Below are 19,841 nucleotides of genomic sequence, written 5' to 3'. Positions count from 1 at the left end.
GGTGAGGGCGTCGTATTATCCCAGGTCAGCCATCAGCACTTTTGAGCGGCGCTGATAGTTGTACATCTCTTTCTTCGTCTCCGGCAGAGAATCGATATCCACCGGCGTAAACCCGCGCTCCTGGAACCAGTGAATGCTGCGCGTCGTCAGGACGAACAGCTTGCTCAGCCCCATCTGGCGCGCCTGTGCCGCCACGCGCTCAAGCAGCATTTCACCGCGTGAAGAGCTGCGGTAATCAGGATGCACCGCCACGCAGGCCATTTCACCGATCTTCTCTTCCGGGAACGGATAGAGCGCGGCGCAGGCAATAGTCAGGTTATCGCGCTGAATAATGGTGAATTTGTCAATCTCCATCTCCAGCTGTTCGCGTGAGCGACGCACCAGAATACCCTGCTGTTCCAGCGGGCGGATCAGTTCCAGAATGCCGCCGATATCGTTGATGGTGGCGCGGCGGATCTGCTCCGCACTCTCCATCACAATCTGCGTACCAATACCGTCGCGGGAGAACAGCTCCTGCAGCAGGGCGCCGTCTTCCTGATAGCTGATCAGATGGCTACGGCGCACGCCGCTACGGCAGGCCTTCACGGCGCCACGCAGGAAGCGGACGGTGCCGGAGTGGTAATCGCCTTCGGCTTCCAGCGCTTCCACGCGGGCCTGGGCTTCGTTCGGGAAGAGTTCCGGCACGATTGTTCCTTCATCGTTCACGACGCCCTGGGAGGAGCAGAACCCAATCATTTTTTCCGCCTTCAGCTTGATCGCCAGCTGCGTGGCAATCTCTTCGGACGTCAGGTTAAAGCTTTCGCCAGTCACGGAAACGGCGACCGGGCCCATCAGGACGATGGCTCCGCTGTCCAGCTGGCGGTGAATGGCTTCTTCATCAATACGACGAATGCGGCCGCTGTGGCAGTAATCCACGCCATCGTCCACGCCTAGCGGCTGGGCAATGATAAAGTTGCCGCTCACGACGTTGATATGCGCCCCCTGCAGCGGCGTGTTGTTCAGACTCATGGACAGGCGAGCGGTAATATCCAGCTGCAGCAGACCCGCCGCCTGTTTCACCAGCTCCAGGGTTTTGGCATCGGTGACGCGGGTATGTTTGTGGTAAATCGGCTCGTGGTGGTGAGCGGCCAGGTTGGCGTCGATCTGCGGACGCGCGCCATACACCACCACCAGGCGGATCCCCAGGCTGTGCAGCAGGCCAATGTCATTGACGATGCTGGAAAAATTTTCATGCTCAATGGCTTCGCCGCCAAGCATGATGACAAACGTTTTTCCCCGATGGGCGTTGATATAGGGAACAGAATGGCGGAATCCCTGGACCAGTTCGGTTCTACGTTCCTTCACCATGGCACAACCCTTAATGAATGTTTATTCGTAATTTGTGTATTTTTATTCGATTGTGGTCGCGTGTGCAAGCGCAAATTTTCCGCGACCCACAGAAATTGGTAAGTAATCCGTGCGTTAGCGTATGATTGTTTACCCTTTTATAGATGACAGTTTATGCGTCATTCGTTAAAGTTTTCGGTCAATCTGGACATTTTGTATATCAGTCAGTGTTCTTGCTCGGGAGAAGCATGTCGGGATCCAATTCAGCAATAAGCCGCCGCCGTTTGTTAAAAGGGGCCGGGGCAATGTGGTTGCTTAGCGTCAGTCAGGTCGGTCTTGCCGCCACCAGCCAGGTCGTGGCGGTGCGCGTCTGGCCATCGTCGACCTATACGCGCGTGACGGTCGAATCCAATCGCGTGCTGAAATATAAGCAATTTGCCCTCAGCAACCCGGAGCGTGTGGTGGTGGATCTCGAAGGCGTTAACCTCAACTCCGTGCTGAAAGGAATGGCGGCGCAGATCCGCGGTGACGATCCGTTTATTAAATCGGCGCGCGTCGGGCAGTTCGATCCGCAAACCGTGCGCATGGTGTTTGAACTGAAGCAGAACGTTAAGCCGCAGCTATTTGCCCTGGCGCCTGTTGCGACCTTCAAAGAGCGCCTGGTGATGGATCTCTACCCGGCCAATGCGACGGATATTCAGGATCCGCTTCTTGCCCTGCTGGAGGATTACAACAAGGGCGATTTGGAGCGTCAGGTTCCACCTGCGCAAAGCGGTCCGCAGCCGGGGAAAGCAGGGCGCGATCGTCCGATTGTGATCATGCTTGATCCTGGCCACGGCGGCGAAGACTCTGGCGCGGTGGGGAAATACCGTACGCGTGAAAAAGACGTGGTACTGCAAATTGCGCGCCGTCTGAAGGCCTTAATCGATAAAGAAGGTAATATGCGCGCCTATATGACGCGTAATGAGGATGTCTTCATTCCGCTGAAGGTCCGGGTGGCGAAAGCGCAGAAGCAGCGCGCCGATTTGTTCGTGTCGATCCATGCGGATGCGTTTACCAGCCGTCAGCCAAGCGGCTCGTCGGTGTTTGCGCTCTCGACCAAAGGCGCGACCAGTACCGCCGCGAGATACCTTGCGGACACCCAGAACGCCTCTGACCTGATTGGTGGCGTGGGCAAAAGTGGCGATCGCTACGTCGACCACACTATGTTCGATATGGTGCAGTCGCTGACCATTAACGACAGCCTGAAGTTTGGTAAAGCGGTGCTGGGCAAGCTGGGCAACATCAATAAGCTGCATAAGAACAGCGTTGAACAGGCCGGATTTGCGGTACTCAAGGCGCCGGATATCCCGTCCATCCTGGTTGAAACCGCGTTTATCAGTAACGTGGAAGAGGAGCGTAAGCTCAAGACGGCAAAATTCCAGCAGGAGGTTGCGGAGTCGATTCTTGCAGGGATTCGTGCGTATTTCTCTGACGGGGCGACGCTGGCGCGGCGCGGGTAGATCTTTTGGCCGGGTTCACGCCCGGCAAATTCACAAACGACAGATACAAAAAAACACCCTTAAGGGTGTTTATTGTTTTAGAAGTGTTGGTTGCGGGGGCCGGATTTGAACCGACGACCTTCGGGTTATGAGCCCGACGAGCTACCAGGCTGCTCCACCCCGCGTCCGTCTTTCTACTCTTGTAGAAGCTTACTTCTTCAAATTTGATTGGTTGCGGGGGCCGGATTTGAACCGACGACCTTCGGGTTATGAGCCCGACGAGCTACCAGGCTGCTCCACCCCGCGTCCGTCTTTCTACAGTCGTAGAAGATACTTCATCAAATTTTAATTGGTTGCGGGGGCCGGATTTGAACCGACGACCTTCGGGTTATGAGCCCGACGAGCTACCAGGCTGCTCCACCCCGCGTCCGTGGATGCGCACTATACTCGGATAGGTTTGTGATGCAACCCCTTTTTCACATTTATCATGATTTTGTATGCAAATTGAACGACATGGCGTTGTTTGGACTACTTTTTGCGCAAAATTTGCCAAAGGGCATGCGATCGCATTTCATTAGCCCTGGCGGTTTGTTATCTTCATCACGCGGAAATGGGCAACTTAAAGACGAGATATAATGAAAGGACGTTGGGCGAAGTATCTGATGGCGGGCGCAATGGTAGCGATTCTTGCGGCCTGTTCTTCCAAACCGACCGATCGCGGTCAACAGTATAAAGACGGGAAGTTATCCCAGCCTTTCTCTTTAGTTAATCAGCCTGATGCGGTCGGCGCACCGATTAATGCCGGTGATTTCTCCGAGCAGGTCTACCAGATCCGCAACGCGTCGCCGCGTCTGTATGGCACCCAGAGTAGCGTGTATAACGCGGTCCAGGACTGGCTGAAAGCAGGCGGCGATACGCGCAACATGCGCCAGTTTGGTATCGACGCCTGGCAGATGGAAGGGGCTGATAACTACGGCAACGTTCAGTTTACCGGCTATTACACCCCGGTTATCCAGGCACGACACTCGCGTCAGGGCGAGTTCCAGTATCCTATCTACCGTATGCCGCCAAAACGCGGCCGTCTGCCGTCTCGCGCTGAGATCTACGCCGGTGCGCTGAGCGAAAACTACGTTCTGGCCTACAGCAACTCCCTGATGGATAACTTCATCATGGACGTTCAGGGCAGCGGCTACATTGATTTTGGCGACGGTTCACCGCTTAACTTCTTTAGCTATTCCGGTAAAAACGGCCACGCCTATCGCAGTATTGGCAAGGTGCTGATCGACCGTGGCGAAGTGAAGAAAGAAGACATGTCGATGCAGGCGATCCGCGAGTGGGGCGAGAAACACAGCGAAGCCGAGGTGCGTGAGCTGCTGGAGCAGAACCCGTCGTTCGTCTTCTTCAAACCGCAAAACTTCGCCCCGGTGAAAGGGGCGAGTGCCGTTCCGCTGATTGGCCGCGCGTCGGTAGCATCGGATCGCTCGATTATTCCTGCAGGTACCACGCTGCTGGCTGAAGTTCCTCTGCTGGACAACAACGGCAAGTTCAACGGCCAGTATGAGCTGCGTCTGATGGTGGCGCTGGACGTCGGCGGGGCGATCAAAGGTCAGCACTTCGATATCTATCAGGGCATTGGCCCTGACGCTGGCCACCGCGCGGGCTGGTATAACCACTACGGACGCGTGTGGGTACTGAAGGCGGCGCCGGGTGCCGGAAACGTATTCAGCGGCTGATTGTGGTATTCTGAGCGCAATACGGATTACTGTTCAGGGTGAGGAAAACCTCACCCTTTTTACATCTGAGGTTTTATGTCTGTGGTAATCAGCGACGCCTGGCGCCAGCGTTTTGGCGGGACGGCACGTTTATATGGTGAAAAAGCCCTGCAGCTGTTTGCGGATGCGCATGTCTGCGTCGTGGGCATTGGTGGTGTGGGATCGTGGGCGGCAGAAGCGCTGGCGAGAACCGGTATTGGCGCAATCACGCTGATTGACATGGATGACGTGTGCGTCACCAACACCAACCGTCAAATTCACGCTCTGCGTGATAGCGTCGGCCTGGCAAAATCTGAGGTCATGGCGGAGCGTATCCGCTTGATCAACCCGGAGTGCCGCGTGACGGTGATCGACGACTTTGTGACGGCAGATAACGTCGCGGAGTATATGAGTAAAGGCTACAGCTATGTGATTGACGCCATCGACAGCGTACGGCCAAAAGCGGCGCTGATCGCATACTGCCGCCGCTACAAGGTGCCGCTGGTCACGACGGGCGGCGCGGGCGGGCAAATCGATCCGACGCAGATCCAGGTGGCCGATCTGGCGAAAACGATCCAAGATCCGCTGGCTGCCAAGCTGCGTGAGCGCCTGAAGAGCGACTTTAACGTGGTGAAGAACAGCAAAGGCAAGCTGGGCGTCGACTGCGTGTTCTCGACCGAAGCGCTGGTCTACCCGCAGGCGGACGGTTCCGTGTGTGCGATGAAAAGCACGGCGGAAGGGCCAAAGAGAATGGATTGTGCCTCAGGCTTTGGCGCGGCCACGATGGTGACCGCCTCCTTCGGCTTTGTGGCGGTGTCTCACGCCCTTAAGAAAATGATGGCGAAGGCGGAACGTCAGGCCTGAGCCTGACGTGCGGCATCCAGTACCGCGTCGCTGAGCGCGATCAACCCCTGACCGCGCGAGGCGCTGAGCTGCGCGCGCAGTCCAAGCTCATCAAATAACGCCAGCGGCGAATGTGCCAGCAGTTCCGCCGCGCTTTTCCCTTCCACAGCGGTTAACAATACGGCCAGCAGGCCCCGGACAATGCGGCCTTCGCTGTCGCCGAAGAAGTGCAGCTTCTCGCCGGAGACGCTCACGCCCAGCCAGACGCGGTTTTCACAGCCTGCGATCTCTTTCGCCTGCGTTTTGAGATCGTCTGAAAGCGCAGGGAGCTGTTTACCCAGCAGGATCAGCTGACGATATTTATCTTCCCACTGCTGGAGCGGGGCGAAGGTCTGTTTTAAGGTCTCTTCTGTGATGACCGTGCCAAACGGATGTCCGGCTAAAGCAGCGCTAGTCATTAATCCACCAGTATTTCAAGGGCGCGGTCAACGGCGGCAACCAGCGCGTCGACATCGCTTTGGGTATTATACGGCGCAAACGAGGCGCGCAGCGTACCGTTAACGCCGAACGCCGTCAGCAGCGGCTGGGCGCAGTGCTGTCCGGCACGCAGGGCAATGCCATATCCGGCCAGCAGCGTCACCATGTCGCTATGATGAACGCCCGCAAAATCAAAGGCGAGCAGGCTGGAGTCCTGAACGCGGAACGAGCGGAAACCCGGGCGCTTTTTGAGTTCTTCCTCTGCCAGCGTCGCCAGTCCCCGGCTCCAGCTTTCAGCCTGGACAATGTCGGTTTCTGCCAGCCACTCCAGCGCCGCGCTTAAGCCAATCACCCCCGCCACGTTCGGCGTACCGGCTTCCAGACGATAGGGAACGTCCTGAGTTTTGAAGCCATCGAACGACACTTCGGTAATCATTTTGCCGCCACCGAGCCACGGCGTCATTTTTGCCAGCAGATCTGGCTTGCCATATAACGCCCCTATACCGGTTGGCCCGTAGAGCTTATGTCCTGAGAAGGCATAGAAGTCGATATCAAGCGCCTGCACATCAGCGGGGAAATGCACCACGCCCTGGGCGCCGTCGACCATTACCACCATCCCGCTGGCATGGGCTATGCGAATGGCCTGAGCCAGGTCCGGGCAGCCTCCCGTGACGTTCGACATCTGTCCGAGCGCCAGAATGCGGCTGCGGGAGGTAATCAGCTCGGGGAGACGGGCCACATCGGGCAGAAGGTCTGCACCCAGTGGAAGCTTCACCACGCGTGCACCCGTTTGCTCGGCCACCATCAGCCACGGCACCAGGTTGGCGTGATGTTCCGCCTCGCTAACGACGATCTCATCGCCCGGCTGAAGCAGCGGGCGCGCGTAGCACTGGGCCACCATGTTGATGGCCTCGGTCGTACCGCGCGTCCAGACGATGTTTTTCCCGCTTTCGGCATTGATCAGGTGTGCGACCTGATCGCGTGCCGCTTCATAGCGCGCGGTTAAACGCTGCGCTTCGGCAAACTGGCTGCGATGCACGTTCCCGGCGCTCAGGCTGTAGAACTGCTGCGTGGCCTCAATCACCGCCTGGGGCTTAAGGGCGGTGGCGGCGCTGTCCAGATAAATACCGGCATCGGCCAGGGCCGGAAACTGTGCGCGGAACTGCGCAGGGCTGAAAGCGTTCATGGGATTCCTCATTTCAATATAGCGATCGTCGCGCAATTTCAGCGGCAGGGCAAGGAGGTTGATATCTATCAGAATTGTCTGCTTATCCTGATGACCCTAAAAAAGCAGGTTATGCTAAATAGTGTTAGGCGGATGTTTTAGCCTGTTATAAATCGAGGTTTGAATAGCATTAATTGCTAAAGGAGAATAATCATGAATAAGACAGCTGCAATCATTTCTGCCTGTGCGTTTACTTTTGCCCTGAGCGCGTGTTCCGGTAACAACTACGTGATGCACACCAACGATGGTCGTTCTATCGTATCGGAAGGGAAACCGACTACTGATAACGATACCGGGATGATTTCATACAAAGATGCTAACGGAAACAAGCAGCAGATCAACCGCACGGACGTGAAAGAGATGAAAGAGATCGAGCATTAACAGATCGCAGGCGAAAAAAAAGCACCGCAAATAGGCGGTGCTACATTAATCACTATGGACAGACAGGGTAAATGTACAGGAAGTGAAAAATTGGTAGCGTTGCTACCGTGGTCTGAATCGCAGACCAATTGCAAACACAACAACACAACATCACAACCGTAAGCCAAAAGCCCTTCAGAACACGCATTCCGAAAAAAGCTCTTCGTTCCGGCTCAGGAAGTGCCGCCACTATAGGTATTTGCTGGTAGTTCCTCAACGGACAAATTATAATGGCTCAGATAAAAAAAACTAATAGGTTAAACGTTGTTTCCTGTTTGTTAAAATCCGTTAACATCTAAGCCAGATAACCATGTCAAAGCGATTGCCACCCCTCAATGCATTACGTGTTTTTGATGCAGCAGCACGTCACCTGAGCTTCACCCGCGCAGCCGATGAGCTTTTTGTGACACAGGCCGCAGTAAGTCATCAAATCAAGTCTCTGGAGGATTTTCTGGGCCTTAAGCTGTTTCGTCGACGCAACCGTTCGTTGCTGTTGACCGAAGAGGGGCAGAGCTATTTTCAGGATATTAAAGAGATTTTTTCACAGCTTACGGAAGCCACGCGTAAGCTGCAGGCTCGCAGTGCAAAAGGTGCCCTGACCGTCAGTTTATTGCCCAGTTTTGCCATTCAATGGCTGGTGCCAAGACTTTCAAGCTTTAACTCAGCTTATCCGGGGATCGACGTTCGAATCCAGGCCGTAGATCGTCAGGAAGATAAGCTGGCAGATGACGTGGACGTCGCCATTTTTTATGGTCGCGGTAACTGGCCGGGCTTGCGTGTTGAGAAATTATACGCAGAATATCTCCTGCCGGTCTGCTCTCCCCTGCTGTTAACAGGTGAAAAGGCGCTGAAGTCACCCGCTGACCTGGCTCAGCATACGCTTTTGCATGATGCCTCTCGACGTGACTGGCAAACTTATACCCGTCAATTAGGTCTTACTCATATAAACGTGCAGCAGGGACCCATCTTTAGCCACAGTGCGATGGTGTTACAGGCTGCCATTCACGGGCAGGGCGTGGCGTTGGCGAACAACGTCATGGCGCAGTCCGAAATTGAGGCAGGCCGCCTGGTTTGCCCTTTTAATGATGTACTGGTCAGCAAGAATGCGTTTTATCTGGTTTGTCATGACAGTCAGGCAGAACTGGGTAAAATAGCCGCCTTCCGGCAGTGGATACTGGCGAAAGCGGCAACCGAGCAAGAAAAATTCCGCTTCAGGTATGAACAATAACGTTTGTGTGCCGGGCACGCATCAATTCAGGACTTAAACATGACCAGCCGATTCATGCTGATTTTTGCCGCGGTGAGTGGCTTTATTTTTGTTGCACTGGGCGCCTTTGGCGCACATGTCTTAAGCAAATCTTTAGGCGCAGTAGAGATGGGCTGGATCCAGACCGGCCTTGAATATCAGGCGTTCCATACGCTGGCTATTTTTGGGCTGGCGGTGGCGATGCAGCGCCGTATCAGTATCTGGTTTTACTGGAGCAGCGTGTTCATGGCGCTGGGTACCGTGTTGTTCAGCGGTAGCCTGTACTGCCTTGCGCTCTCACATCTGCGCCTGTGGGCGTTCGTTACACCTGTCGGCGGCTTCAGCTTCCTGGCGGGTTGGGTATTAATGTTTATCGGAGCTATCCGTCTGAAACGCAAGGGCGTTGTTCATGAATAAGGTTGTTTTATATTGTCGCCCGGGGTTTGAGAAAGAGTGCGCCGCGGAAATTACCGATAAAGCGGCGAAGCGCGAAGTCTTCGGCTTTGCCCGCGTAAAAGAGAACGCGGGCTATGTGGTATTTGAATGCTATCAGCCTGAAGACGCAGACAAGCTGGCACGCGAGCTGCCGTTCAGCTCGCTGATCTTTGCGCGTCAGATGTTTGTTGCGAGTGAGCTGCTGAAGGATCTTCCGCCGGAAGACCGCATCACGCCCATTGTCGGCATGCTGCAGGGCGTGGTGGAGAAGGGCGGCGATCTGCGCGTTGAAGTGGCGGATACCAACGAAAGTAAAGAGCTGATGAAGTTCTGCCGTAAGTTCACCGTGCCGCTGCGTGCGGCGCTGCGTGATGCGGGCGTGCTGACGAACTACGAAACGCCGAAGCGTCCGGTGGTGCATATCTTCTTTATCGCACCGGGCTGCTGTTATACGGGCTATTCATACACTACCAACAACTCTCCCTTCTTTATGGGCATCCCGCGTTTGCGCTTCCCGTCCGATGCGCCAAGCCGTTCCACGCTCAAGCTGGAAGAGGCGTTCCACGTCTTTATCCCGGCGGATGAGTGGGATGAGCGCCTGGCAAACGGCATGTACGCCGTCGACCTTGGCGCGTGCCCGGGCGGCTGGACCTATCAACTGGTGAAACGCAATATGTGGGTATCGTCCGTTGATAACGGTCCAATGGCGCAAAGCCTGATGGACACCGGACAGGTCACGTGGCTGCGTGAAGATGGTTTCCGCTATCGCCCGAACCGTAACAACATCTCGTGGATGGTGTGCGATATGGTTGAGAAGCCGGCAAAAGTCGCCGCGCTGATGGCCTCCTGGCTGGTGAACGGCTGGTGTCGTGAGACCATTTTCAACCTCAAGCTGCCGATGAAAAAGCGCTATGAGGAAGTGTCGCAGAACCTTGCGTACATTCAGGAGCAGATGGACGAACACGGTATTAACGTGGAGATCCAGGCGCGTCAGCTGTATCACGACCGCGAAGAGGTGACGGTGCATATTCGTCGCTGGTGGGCCGCGGTCGGCGGACGTCGCGACGAGCGATAGTGCGCTGATTGCCCCTCACCCCGGCCCTCTCCCCAAATGAGCGAGGGGGAAAAGACCGCACCGAGCAGTTCCCTCTCCCCTATGGGGAGAGGGTTAGGGTGAGGGGGCATTAACGTTCTAAACGCAGCTGCTGTAAATTCCCGTCCAGCTGTAAATCCGTCTGTAGCGTTGCGATTTCCCGGCAGATAAACGCCATCTCTTTATGCGCCTCCAGCTTCTTGCGCCACTTTTCTGGCACCTCATCCAGACGGGCGTAAATTCCTTCCAGACTCTGAAAATCGGTCAGCAGCTGTGCGGCGCTCTTCGGCCCAATACCGGCGACACCCGGAACCTTAGAACTGCTGATGCCTGCCAGCCCCCAGTAGTCCGGCAGTTGCTCAGGCGAGACGCCAAACTCGCTGGCAATGAACGGCGCGTCCAGCCAGCGTTTTTGAAAATAGTCGCGAATGCGGATAGTGGGGGAGAGCAGCTGGCAGTAGCCTTTGTCCGTTGAAACGATCGTGGCCTGATGCCCGGCACTCGCCACCTTTACGGCCAGGGTGGCCGCGAGATCGTCGGCTTCATTTCCCTGTGCCCCCCAGCAGGGGACGCCCCGCTGTTCAAATGCGGCGCGCAGCATGGGCAATTCAGCGTGAAGATCGTCCGGCATCGGTGCGCGCCCGGCTTTGTAGTCCGGCAGACGCTGGTGCCGCCAGCCCGTATTGCGGGCTTCGTCATCAAATACCGCGACCGCATGGGTGGGTTCACTGTGGCGGATAAGCTGTTCCAGCGCGTGCAGACAGGTGTCTTTACAAGGCGTCCCCTGTACCGCATGGATACGGCGAATCAGGTTAAGTGCATCGACGATAAGTAAATGAACGGCCACAGATAATCTCCCTTCTATCTAATGCAGGAAGGGTAACACTGTCAGCAGCATGAAACTATGAATGGTGGGGAAAACAGGAAGAAGCCTCGCAAAACGAGGCTTCCTGAGAGGCTTAATCGCAGGTCACGATCTTCATCGCCAGGCCGCCGCGAGAGGTTTCGCGGTATTTGGCGTTCATATCTTTACCCGTTTCGTACATGGTTTCGATAACCTTATCGAGACAGACGCGCGGCTCGCTGGTGCGGCGCAGCGCCATACGTGCCGCGTTCACCGCCTTCACGGAGGCAATCGCGTTACGTTCGATGCACGGCACCTGTACCTGTCCGGCAACCGGGTCACAGGTCAGTCCCAGGTTATGTTCCATGCCGATTTCCGCAGCAATGCACACCTGGGTCGGGCTTGCACCCAACAGTTCGGCCAGACCCGCCGCCGCCATGGAGCACGCCACGCCGACTTCACCCTGACAGCCCACTTCCGCACCGGAAATGGACGCGTTCATCTTATACAGCGAACCAATCGCACTGGCGACCAGCAGGTAGCGTGCCAGTGAGTTGGCGTTTACTTCACGGATAAACTTGTCGTAGTACGCCAGCACCGCCGGAACGATACCGCAGGCACCGTTAGTCGGCGCGGTGACCACACGGCCCCCTGCGGCGTTCTCTTCGTTCACCGCCAGGGCGAACATGTTGATCCAGTCAACGACGGCCATTGGGTCCGTTGTCGTTTTGTCGGTGCTTACCAGCATACGGCGCAGCGCTGCAGCACGACGCGGCACGCGAAGCTTGCCCGGCAGAACGCCTTCGGTGGTGATCCCGCGCTCAATACCGCCGCGCATCACGTCCCAGACGTTGGTGAAGTGCTGTTCGAGTTCTTCTTTGCTGTGAAGTGCCAGCTCGTTTTTCATCATCAGGCCGGAGAGGGAAAGGCCCGTCTCCTGGCAGTGACGCTGAAGATCCGCCGCCGTTTTGTACGGATACGGCACCTCGACAGAAGCGTTATCGGTTTGACCAAAGTGGTCTTCGTCGACGATAAAACCGCCGCCGATAGAGTAATACGTCTGGCTGTATACCGCTTTGTCGCCGGCCAGTGCGGTAATGCGCATGCCGTTTTCGTGCAGCGACAGGTTGTCCGCATGGAAGTTCATGCAGTGATCAACCGGGAATTCAACCTCATGCTCACCGTTCGCCAGCAGCAGGCGACCGTGGGTGTTCACATCCTGGATGAAGCCAGGGATCGCATCAATATCAACGGTATCCGGCAGGTTTCCCGCCAGGCCCATGATAATGGCGATATCAGTATGGTGGCCTTTCCCGGTCAGGGAAAGCGAGCCGTATACATCGACAACCACGCGGGTAACGTCATGCAAGATGCCGCGTGCAATCAAGTCATCCGTGAACTGCTTACCGGCTTTCATTGGTCCGACGGTGTGAGAGCTGGAAGGACCAATACCGATTTTGAAAATATCGAATACGCTAATCATGATGCGTCCATTGCTTTCAGTCAGAGAGGGAGGAGTGCGCCGTCCGAAGACGGCGCGGGTGATAATCAGAACATGGTGTACAGGGAGTAGAAGATCGCAGAGATTGCGATAAGACCCATGATAACCACAAAGACGTTGCTCACATGACCGCTGTACTTGCGCATAGCAGGGACTTTCTGAATCGCGTACATCGGCATCAGGAACAGAATCATCGCGATGACCGGGCCGCCCAGGGTTTCAATCATGCCCAGGATGCTTGGGTTCAGCGTTGCTACCGCCCAGGTGGTGAGCAGCATGAACAGTGCAGTGATTTTGTTCAGCTTGTTGATTTCAATGCTCTTGCCTTTACCGCGCAGAGATTTAATCACCATACCGTTGAAGCCTTCACGTGCGCCGAGGTAGTGGCCCAGGAAGGATTTGGTGATGGCGATAATCGCGATGATAGGTGCCATCCACGCAATGACAGGTGCGTTAAAGTGGTTTGCCAGGTAAGACAGAATAGAGATGTTCTGCTCTTTCGCTGCCGCCAGGTCCGCCGGGGAGAGGCTCAGTACGCAGCTGAAGACGAAGAACATAACGGTCAGTACCATCATGATGTGAGCGCGTGCCAGGATGCTGGAGCACTTCTTCTCTGCACCATTACCGTACTCTTCACGTTTCGCAACAGCGAAAGAGGAGATGATTGGGGAGTGGTTGAAAGAGAACACCATTACCGGAATCGCCAGCCAGAGTGTCATCAGCAGGCCGTTACCGGTTGCCGATGCGCTGCTCAGGGACAGGGTTTCCAGCGCTGCACCGTTCCACTGTGGGATCAGGTAGCAAGCCAGTACCATCAGAGCAATAACGAACGGGAAGACCAGTACGCTCATTGCTTTCACAATCATCTGCTCACCGAAGCGCACGATGGTCATCATGCCCACAATCAGGATCAGAGACAGAATCGCACGCGGCGGCGGCGTCATGTGCAGCTGGTGCATCATGAAGCTTTCAACGGTGTTAGTGATCGCCACGCTGTAGACCAGCAGAATAGGGTAAATCGCGAAGAAGTAGAGCAGGGTAATCAATTTACCTGCGCCCACGCCGAAATGCTCTTCAACCACTTCAGTGATGTCTTCGCCCGGGTTTTTACCGGACAGCACGAAGCGGGTCAGACCGCGGTGTGCAAAGAAGGTCATCGGGAAAGCAATGATAGCCATAATGATCAGCGGGATCAGACCGCCGACGCCTGCGTTGATAGGAAGGAACAGTACACCAGCGCCGATTGCTGTGCCGTAAAGGCCAAGCATCCACATGGTATCCGTTTTGCGCCAACCACTTCGGGATTCAATCGAAGCAACGGTGCTGGTTTGAGTGGTTTCCATCTGTATCTCCTGGAGGAAGCGAATTGTCAGGTTTTTTAGTCAAATCCGATGAAAAAGTGCCTGACGGTAATATGAAATTCGTTCAGTGACGGTTTTTTAATAATTTTCACCCGTAACTATTGGCGGGCGGAAAGATACATTCTAGTTATGAATCTATCAGTGATCGTGATCCCAAATGCAATAATCCACTTATGATGTGGGCATCTTTAGACCATTTATCTGTTAAAAAAACATCAAAGAGAATTTACGGGCGCGAAGGCTACCACCAACGACATGTGCGCTGAAAGACCGCCCCGTGATATAGGTGTCTTTCGCTGTAAAGAAATGGGTTTTTAGTATTTTCTGGCAGGTAATTTGGATTAAGGCTGATAATTTACGGTTGCAAAATGCAGGTAATCGTTTGCGTATGTGACAACTTTGTAAAAGATATAAGTGATGCCTATGAATTACATCAGGAATAAAAAAAGCCGGGACGCGCAACAGGGCGACCCGGCTTTGATGAGATATCGCTAAGCGTCAGGTGCAGATTTCGTAGCAAGGAATATAGGCAGAGCCCGGTAGCTTCATGCGGTGCTGGGCGACAAAGCCCTGCAGCATGTCATCCATGCGGCGCATCATCTCCGGATCGCCGTGGATCTTGTACGGACCGTACTGTTCAATGGCGCGGATACCGACCTCTTTGACGTTGCCCGCCACAATCCCGGAGAAGGCACGACGCAGATCGGCGGCCAGGACTTCTACCGGCTGGTCCGGGTAGAGTTTCAGGTTCGCCATGTTCTCGTGTGAAGGCTCGAACGGGATCTGCAGGTCCGGCGCAATTCGGATTGACCAGTTAAAGCTGTACGCATCACCGGTATCGCGACGGTTTTCTTTCACCAATGGCATCGCTTTCTTCATCTGGCGGGCCACTTCTGCGGCATCGTCGATGATGATGCGATAGTGACGACGCGCGGCTTCACCCAGCGTGTGCACGATAAACTCGTCCAGCACGCGGAAGTAGTCGGCGCTCTCTTTTGGCCCGGTCAGGATCAGCGGCAGAACCTGATCTTTGTTGGCCGGGTTCATCAGAATACCCAGCAGGTAGAGCAGCTCCTCCGCTGTCCCGACGCCGCCCGGGAAGATGATAATGCCGTGGGCGATACGGACAAACGCCTCAAGACGCTTCTCGATATCCGGCATGATAATCAGCTCGTTAACCAGCGGGTTAGGCGGCTCAGCGGCGATGATTGACGGCTCGGTCATGCCGATGAAACGCCCCTCTTTATAGCGCTGCTGCGCGTGCCCAACCGCCGCACCTTTCATTGGCGCTTCCATCGCACCCGGACCGCAGCCGGTACAGATGTTCAGCTCGCGCAGGCCAAGCTGGGTGCCCACCCGACGGGCATAAAGGTATTCGGTTTCGTTAATGGAGTGACCGCCCCAGCACACGACCATGTTCGGCGCTTCGCCAACGTGCAGGGCACGGGCGTTACGCAAAATGGAGAACACCAGGTTGGTGATATGGACCGAGCTTTCCAGGTCGAGATGCTGGAAACGGCCTGCGTTGTGGATCTGCCCGTTAACAAACAGAATGTCACGCAGCACGGCAAACAGGTTAGCCTGAAGTGAACGAATGATGCGCCCGTCGACAAAGGCCTCTTCCGGCGGGTTGATGACTTCGAGCTTCACGCCACGCTCGCGGCGCAGCACGTTGATATCAAAGCTTTCGAAGCGGGACAGCAGTTCTTTACTGTTATCTGTCAGGCTTCCGGAGTTCAGTACGGCAAGTGAACAGTTACGAAACAGTTGATAAAGATCGCTGCTGGCCGTGCGTTTAAGCATGTCCACTTCCAGCTGCGACAACATATCCATTGAGCCAAGCGGGCTAATATGTGTAATCAAGTGAGCTCCTTACGGGACGATTATCGTCTTTCCCTGTTGATTACAATAGCCCTGGCGCGTGACGTTTCACAACCTAAAGCGCGGAAGATACCGCGCATATTGTGAAAATATTTATATTACTGACGCACCAGCCGTCCCGTCGCCGGCACAAAATCGGTGTTGGTGCGCCACGGGTTAATGTCCAGACCGCCGCGGCGGGTGTAGCGCGCGTAAACGCTCAGCTTCTCCGGCTGACAAAAACGCTGAATATCGCTAAAGATGCGCTCCACGCACTGCTCGTGGAATTCGTTGTGATGGCGGAACGACACCAGGTAGCGCAGCAATTTTTCCCGGTCGATTTTTGGGCCGCGGTACTGGATCTGCACCGAGCCCCAGTCCGGCTGGTGGGTGATCAGGCAGTTGGATTTCAGCAGATGGCTGACCAGCGTCTCTTCGACCACTTTTCCGCTCGCCGCGTTTTCGAGGTAACCGGCGCTGAATTCATAATTCTCCACCTCGATATCCTGATCGTCGATGCAGGTCCCGTTGAAGTGGGCGACAGGCTGCCCTTCCAGCTCGTGCAGGCGATACAGTGAAACGCTTACCTTACCCTGCGCGCAGGCGCTTAAGTCACGTTCCAGGGTGTGCTGAACGTCGTCCCAACTGTTGAATTTTGTCTGGTTAAAACTGTTGAGATACAGCTTAAAGCTTTTGGACTCGACGAGATTAACGCTGGCGTAATCCAGCTCGACGTGGCCCACCGCCACCTGCGGCAGACCGCGTGCGTTGAGCCAGGAGAGTTCGTACAGCGTCCAGATATCACCGCCGACAAACGGCAATGCGTCCGCATGCAGACCCAGAGGATCGCGATTCAGGCTGCGCGGTACGCCCTGCAGCAGGCTTGCATCGTAGGTATCGCGGTAATCGGTCGATTTACCCAGCGTTAAGCCGGTTAACGCCTGATGATTTTCGTAAGACATGTTTCATAGCCACTTTACAGGTACACTTATGGGCTGAGTTTATCCTGTCTGACAAGAAGAGAGAAATCGGTGGACGTCGAAACTGCAAATGCCCTCACTACCTTCACGACCCGCTATTGCGACGCATGGCATGAAAAGCAGGGCTCGTGGCCGCAAAGTGCTGATTTATATGGCGTACCCTCGCCGTGCATTATCTCTTCGCTTGAGGATTACGTTATCTGGCAGCCGAAGCCCAATACCGGCGAGCAAAATGTAAATGCGGTTGAACGGGCAATGGACATTGTGGTACAACCAGCGGTTCATGCGTTTTATACCACGCAGTTCGCAGGGGATATGCCCGCGCGCTTTGCTGATATCACGCTGATGCTGTTGCAGACCTGGAGCGGAGACGATCTGCAGCGTGTTCAGGAAAACCTGATTGGTCATCTGGTCACGCAAAAGCGCCTTAAGCTTTCTCCGACGCTCTTTATTGCCACGCTGGACAGTGAACTGGATGTGTTATCCGTCTGTAACCTGTCAGGTGAAGTGGTTAAAGAGACTATCGGTACCCGCAATCGCGAGACTCTCGCCCCCTCTCTTGCGGATTTCCTCACCCGACTTGAGCCACTTCTGTAATCCATGATGCTATAGCGCGTGTGAGAGATCTCTTACAAGGTTTGTGAGAGATCGCTGGAACATTCAGTATTACCTCATTTAGTTCAGATTAATATTACTCTGTTTTTCAATAGATTACGGGTTTATTGCACCTTTTTTAGGGATTTCTTACGGCTTACACACCCGAAAGGGTGGGTTGTAAGACGAAGCGGAATAGCGGATTCTATCTCCGTCGACAGGATGCCGACACGAGAAACGAACATCAGGATGATGGCGTATCTCACTCAGGACTCGTCAGGATGGCGCTGCAGGAAGGCTTCAGGATGAAGCGAAGTGGATTACGCAGGATGCGTAAGGGACACCTCCAGGAAGGAGAACGAGAGCCGGTCAGGATGGTCGGTGGGTCTGGAAGGCCAGGACGTTTCAGGATGAAACAAACACGTCAGGAAGATGTGTGCAGGATGCATCGGTTTACGGATGACCAGGCCTTCGGGCTTCAGGAAAAGTTGTCACGGATGAGCAGGGAGCACGAATTGTAGCTGGAATGCTGCGGAACGAACCGGGAGCACTGTTTTTACAGTGCTCCCTTTTTTTATTTCTGTCTTCCGCAATGCTATGCTGCGCGCCGTTCACTTTTTCAGTTGAGGTTACTATGACGCAACACGATAGCGTTCGTGCTCAGTTGCACGCCATCGAAGCCCTTTTGCGCCAACATCAGCTGTGGCAGGAGACCGCGCCGCAGCCAGAAGCGTTCGCGAGCACCCAGCCCTTCTGCCTGGATACGCTGGCCCCGTTTGAGTGGCTGCAGTGGGTGTTAATTCCGCGCATGCACGCCCTGCTTGAGGGCGGTCACCCGCTGCCGCAGGCGTTTGCTGTCTCTCCCTACTATGAAATGGCGCTCGAGGCGACGCACCCTGCGCGTGACGTGATGCTGGTCGAACTGGAAAAACTGGATGCCCTGTTTGCCGGTGAAGATGCATGACGCTTGAGATCCTCTATCAGGACGAGTGGCTGGTGGCGGTGAATAAACCGTCAGGCTGGCTGGTGCACCGCAGCTGGCTGGATCGCGACGAGAAAGTGGTGGTGATGCAGACCGTTCGCGACCAGATTGGTCAGCATGTTTTTACCGCCCATCGTCTCGACAGACCGACCTCCGGCGTGCTGCTGATGGGGCTGTCCAGCGAAGCTGGCCGTCTGCTGGCGCAGCAGTTTGAACAGCACCAGATCCAGAAGCGCTACCACGCGATCGTGCGTGGCTGGCTGACCGAGTCCGCCACCCTGGACTACCCGCTGGTGGAGGAGCTGGACAAAATTGCCGATAAATTTGCCCGCGATGACAAAGGTCCGCAGCCTGCGGTGACGGATTATCGCAGCATGGCGACGACGGAAATGCCGGTGGCCACCAGCAAATTTCCGACCACGCGCTACAGCCTGGTTGAGCTTCTGCCCAAAACCGGGCGTAAGCACCAGCTGCGACGCCATCTTGCACATCTGCGCCACCCGATTATTGGCGACAGCAAACACGGTGATTTGCGCCAGAACCGCAGCGCGGCCGAACACTTTGGCTGCCATCGTCTGATGCTTCACGCGAGCGAGCTCAGCATGACGCACCCGTTTACCGGCGAACCGCTGACTATCCGCGCGGGGCTGGACGATGTCTGGATGCAGGCGCTGTCACAGTTTGGCTGGCTGGGACAACTCCCCGAAAATGAAAGGGTTGAGTTTGTATCGGGCAACGTTCAGGATGAACAGTAAACGCATTCATTATGGGAAAATATCATGGCTGAAGTAGGCATTTTTGTCGGCACAATGTACGGCAATTCGCTGCTGGTCGCGGAAGAGGCTGAGGCGATTCTGGTAAGCCTGGGCCATAAAGCCACGGTCTATGAAGACCCGGAGCTGGCAGACTGGGAAAAGTATAAAGACAAATACATTCTGGTGGTGACCTCCACCACCGGGCAGGGCGATCTGCCGGACAGCATCGTACCGCTGTTCCAGGGCATTAAAGACCAGCTTGGCTATCAGCCGGACGTGCACTACGGCATCATTGCCCTGGGCGACAGCTCTTACGCCAACTTCTGCGGCGGTGGCAAGCAGTTCGATGCGCTCCTGCAGGAGCAGAGCGCCCAGCGCGTCGGCGAGATGCTGCTGATTGATGCGGGTGAGCACCCGGAGCCAGAAAGCGAATCAAACCCATGGGTCGAGCACTGGGCAACGCTGCTTAAATAACCCTGCGCTATACCAATGGTAGGCCGGGTCAGGCGTAGCCGCCACCCGGCATTAAAACGCCATTTCCGTGAACCACCTTCCACTCCTCTGGGCTTATGCCCTAAACAACCTCCCTCACACCCTTTAATACTGTGTTTTTGCACGGTGAGAGAAGGTGTCACTCCTTCATATACTTTCCTGGTCACGATAAAAC

General features: G+C 55.3%; 19 protein-coding genes and 3 tRNA genes. 11 read left to right on the top strand and 11 right to left on the bottom strand.

The features are described from left to right. Positions 1-15 precede the first annotated feature (15 nt). Positions 16-1,347: an amino-acid N-acetyltransferase gene (argA, locus tag ACMGG5_RS01550; protein ID WP_008499655.1), complete on the bottom strand. Its 1,332-nt coding sequence runs from the start codon at positions 1,345-1,347 to the stop codon at positions 16-18. A gap of 227 nt (positions 1,348-1,574) precedes the next feature. Here argA and amiC point away from each other — a divergent pair, with 227 nt between their 5' ends. Then, positions 1,575-2,828 carry an N-acetylmuramoyl-L-alanine amidase AmiC gene (gene amiC, locus ACMGG5_RS01545; protein WP_032648118.1) on the top strand — a complete coding sequence of 418 codons (1,254 nt, stop codon included), beginning with the start codon at positions 1,575-1,577 and terminating at the stop codon, positions 2,826-2,828. An 87-nt stretch (positions 2,829-2,915) separates the two neighbouring features. Here the strand turns inward: amiC and ACMGG5_RS01540 are convergent. From ACMGG5_RS01540 to ACMGG5_RS01530, 3 genes are all read right to left on the bottom strand, one after another. Beyond that, positions 2,916-2,992, bottom strand: a tRNA-Met gene (locus ACMGG5_RS01540). Positions 2,993-3,036: 44 nt separating this feature from the next. Next, a tRNA-Met gene (locus ACMGG5_RS01535) sits at positions 3,037-3,113 on the bottom strand. Between the two features lie 44 nt (positions 3,114-3,157). Then, positions 3,158-3,234, bottom strand: a tRNA-Met gene (locus ACMGG5_RS01530). 208 nt (positions 3,235-3,442) lie between these two features. On the opposite strand from ACMGG5_RS01530, the gene mltA reads away from it, so the two are divergent. Both mltA and tcdA read left to right on the top strand, forming a co-directional pair. Further along, entirely contained in the window at positions 3,443-4,540 is a 1,098-nt protein-coding gene (mltA, locus tag ACMGG5_RS01525) for a murein transglycosylase A (RefSeq protein ID WP_023309035.1), read from the top strand. 75 nt (positions 4,541-4,615) lie between these two features. Beyond that, positions 4,616-5,422: a tRNA cyclic N6-threonylcarbamoyladenosine(37) synthase TcdA gene (gene tcdA / locus ACMGG5_RS01520; RefSeq protein WP_008499651.1), complete on the top strand. Its 807-nt coding sequence runs from the start codon at positions 4,616-4,618 to the stop codon at positions 5,420-5,422. Here the strand turns inward: tcdA and csdE are convergent. Together csdE and csdA are read right to left on the bottom strand one after the other, a co-directional pair. Further along, on the bottom strand, positions 5,413-5,859 hold the full coding sequence (gene csdE, locus ACMGG5_RS01515; RefSeq protein WP_024909284.1) for a cysteine desulfurase sulfur acceptor subunit CsdE: 447 nt from the start codon (positions 5,857-5,859) through the stop codon (positions 5,413-5,415). The two genes, tcdA and csdE, sit on opposite strands and share 10 nt — an antisense overlap. Next, on the bottom strand, positions 5,859-7,064 hold the full coding sequence (csdA, locus tag ACMGG5_RS01510) for a cysteine desulfurase CsdA (RefSeq protein ID WP_420277394.1): 1,206 nt from the start codon (positions 7,062-7,064) through the stop codon (positions 5,859-5,861). Before csdA ends, csdE begins: the two co-directional genes overlap by 1 nt. A gap of 192 nt (positions 7,065-7,256) precedes the next feature. Here csdA and ACMGG5_RS01505 point away from each other — a divergent pair, with 192 nt between their 5' ends. The 4 genes from ACMGG5_RS01505 (at position 7,257) to rlmM (ending at position 10,279) form a co-directional block, all read left to right on the top strand. Then, positions 7,257-7,484 carry a YgdI/YgdR family lipoprotein gene (locus ACMGG5_RS01505; RefSeq protein WP_008499648.1) on the top strand — a complete coding sequence of 76 codons (228 nt, stop codon included), beginning with the start codon at positions 7,257-7,259 and terminating at the stop codon, positions 7,482-7,484. Positions 7,485-7,833: 349 nt separating this feature from the next. Next, positions 7,834-8,751, top strand: a complete 918-nt coding sequence (gene gcvA, locus ACMGG5_RS01500; RefSeq protein ID WP_024909282.1) for a glycine cleavage system transcriptional regulator GcvA — start codon at positions 7,834-7,836, stop codon at positions 8,749-8,751. Positions 8,752-8,790: 39 nt separating this feature from the next. Further along, entirely contained in the window at positions 8,791-9,186 is a 396-nt protein-coding gene (locus ACMGG5_RS01495) for a DUF423 domain-containing protein (protein WP_023309031.1), read from the top strand. Then, positions 9,179-10,279: a 23S rRNA (cytidine(2498)-2'-O)-methyltransferase RlmM gene (gene rlmM / locus ACMGG5_RS01490; protein WP_420277393.1), complete on the top strand. Its 1,101-nt coding sequence runs from the start codon at positions 9,179-9,181 to the stop codon at positions 10,277-10,279. Before ACMGG5_RS01495 ends, rlmM begins: the two co-directional genes overlap by 8 nt. 109 nt (positions 10,280-10,388) lie before the next feature. Here the strand turns inward: rlmM and xni are convergent, their stop codons facing one another. The 5 genes from xni to queF form a co-directional block, all read right to left on the bottom strand. Further along, positions 10,389-11,144, bottom strand: coding sequence for a flap endonuclease Xni (gene xni, locus ACMGG5_RS01485; RefSeq protein ID WP_021241892.1), 756 nt, complete (start codon positions 11,142-11,144; stop codon positions 10,389-10,391). Between the two features lie 112 nt (positions 11,145-11,256). Further along, the gene (sdaB, locus tag ACMGG5_RS01480; RefSeq protein ID WP_032648113.1) at positions 11,257-12,624 is read right to left on the bottom strand and encodes an L-serine ammonia-lyase II; all 1,368 of its coding nucleotides are present in this window, start codon (positions 12,622-12,624) and stop codon (positions 11,257-11,259) included. Between the two features lie 65 nt (positions 12,625-12,689). Further along, a complete protein-coding gene (locus ACMGG5_RS01475; RefSeq protein WP_024909280.1) occupies positions 12,690-13,985 on the bottom strand; it encodes an HAAAP family serine/threonine permease in 1,296 nt (431 codons plus the stop codon). Positions 13,986-14,501: 516 nt separating this feature from the next. Continuing rightward, positions 14,502-15,866 carry a nucleotide 5'-monophosphate nucleosidase PpnN gene (gene ppnN, locus ACMGG5_RS01470; RefSeq protein WP_008499641.1) on the bottom strand — a complete coding sequence of 455 codons (1,365 nt, stop codon included), beginning with the start codon at positions 15,864-15,866 and terminating at the stop codon, positions 14,502-14,504. 116 nt (positions 15,867-15,982) lie between these two features. Further along, entirely contained in the window at positions 15,983-16,825 is an 843-nt protein-coding gene (gene queF, locus ACMGG5_RS01465) for an NADPH-dependent 7-cyano-7-deazaguanine reductase QueF (protein ID WP_024909279.1), read from the bottom strand. A gap of 69 nt (positions 16,826-16,894) precedes the next feature. On the opposite strand from queF, the gene syd reads away from it, so the two are divergent. The 4 genes from syd (at position 16,895) to ACMGG5_RS01445 (ending at position 19,648) form a co-directional block, all read left to right on the top strand. Then, positions 16,895-17,440, top strand: coding sequence for a SecY-interacting protein (gene syd, locus ACMGG5_RS01460; protein ID WP_420277392.1), 546 nt, complete (start codon positions 16,895-16,897; stop codon positions 17,438-17,440). A 631-nt stretch (positions 17,441-18,071) separates the two neighbouring features. Next, entirely contained in the window at positions 18,072-18,401 is a 330-nt protein-coding gene (locus ACMGG5_RS01455) for a YqcC family protein (protein WP_023309024.1), read from the top strand. After that, positions 18,398-19,174, top strand: coding sequence for a tRNA pseudouridine(65) synthase TruC (gene truC, locus ACMGG5_RS01450; RefSeq protein ID WP_061714533.1), 777 nt, complete (start codon positions 18,398-18,400; stop codon positions 19,172-19,174). The genes ACMGG5_RS01455 and truC overlap by 4 nt, the downstream gene beginning before the upstream one ends. Before the next feature lie 24 nt (positions 19,175-19,198). After that, complete coding sequence (locus ACMGG5_RS01445) at positions 19,199-19,648, top strand: flavodoxin (protein ID WP_090418494.1); 450 nt, start codon at positions 19,199-19,201, stop codon at positions 19,646-19,648. Positions 19,649-19,841 lie beyond the last annotated feature (193 nt).

It is taken from the genome of Enterobacter sp. BNK-34, assembly GCF_048684445.1.
Lineage (GTDB): Bacteria > Pseudomonadota > Gammaproteobacteria > Enterobacterales > Enterobacteriaceae > Enterobacter > Enterobacter pseudoroggenkampii.
The sequence above is the reverse complement of the archived record's forward strand: the minus strand, read 5'-3'. Positions and strand labels throughout refer to the sequence as shown.

What these genes read in the sequence shown, in the direction of transcription:
- argA (WP_008499655.1), bottom strand. Translation starts at nt 1,347, where the DNA reads ATGGTGAAGGAACGTAGAACCGAACTGGTCCAGGGATTCCGCCATTCT.
- amiC (WP_032648118.1), top strand. Translation starts at nt 1,575, where the DNA reads ATGTCGGGATCCAATTCAGCAATAAGCCGCCGCCGTTTGTTAAAAGGG.
- mltA (WP_023309035.1), top strand. Translation starts at nt 3,443, where the DNA reads ATGAAAGGACGTTGGGCGAAGTATCTGATGGCGGGCGCAATGGTAGCG.
- tcdA (WP_008499651.1), top strand. Translation starts at nt 4,616, where the DNA reads ATGTCTGTGGTAATCAGCGACGCCTGGCGCCAGCGTTTTGGCGGGACG.
- csdE (WP_024909284.1), bottom strand. Translation starts at nt 5,859, where the DNA reads ATGACTAGCGCTGCTTTAGCCGGACATCCGTTTGGCACGGTCATCACA.
- csdA (WP_420277394.1), bottom strand. Translation starts at nt 7,064, where the DNA reads ATGAACGCTTTCAGCCCTGCGCAGTTCCGCGCACAGTTTCCGGCCCTG.
- ACMGG5_RS01505 (WP_008499648.1), top strand. Translation starts at nt 7,257, where the DNA reads ATGAATAAGACAGCTGCAATCATTTCTGCCTGTGCGTTTACTTTTGCC.
- gcvA (WP_024909282.1), top strand. Translation starts at nt 7,834, where the DNA reads ATGTCAAAGCGATTGCCACCCCTCAATGCATTACGTGTTTTTGATGCA.
- ACMGG5_RS01495 (WP_023309031.1), top strand. Translation starts at nt 8,791, where the DNA reads ATGACCAGCCGATTCATGCTGATTTTTGCCGCGGTGAGTGGCTTTATT.
- rlmM (WP_420277393.1), top strand. Translation starts at nt 9,179, where the DNA reads ATGAATAAGGTTGTTTTATATTGTCGCCCGGGGTTTGAGAAAGAGTGC.
- sdaB (WP_032648113.1), bottom strand. Translation starts at nt 12,624, where the DNA reads ATGATTAGCGTATTCGATATTTTCAAAATCGGTATTGGTCCTTCCAGC.
- ACMGG5_RS01475 (WP_024909280.1), bottom strand. Translation starts at nt 13,985, where the DNA reads ATGGAAACCACTCAAACCAGCACCGTTGCTTCGATTGAATCCCGAAGT.
- queF (WP_024909279.1), bottom strand. Translation starts at nt 16,825, where the DNA reads ATGTCTTACGAAAATCATCAGGCGTTAACCGGCTTAACGCTGGGTAAA.
- ACMGG5_RS01455 (WP_023309024.1), top strand. Translation starts at nt 18,072, where the DNA reads ATGACGCAACACGATAGCGTTCGTGCTCAGTTGCACGCCATCGAAGCC.
- truC (WP_061714533.1), top strand. Translation starts at nt 18,398, where the DNA reads ATGACGCTTGAGATCCTCTATCAGGACGAGTGGCTGGTGGCGGTGAAT.
- ACMGG5_RS01445 (WP_090418494.1), top strand. Translation starts at nt 19,199, where the DNA reads ATGGCTGAAGTAGGCATTTTTGTCGGCACAATGTACGGCAATTCGCTG.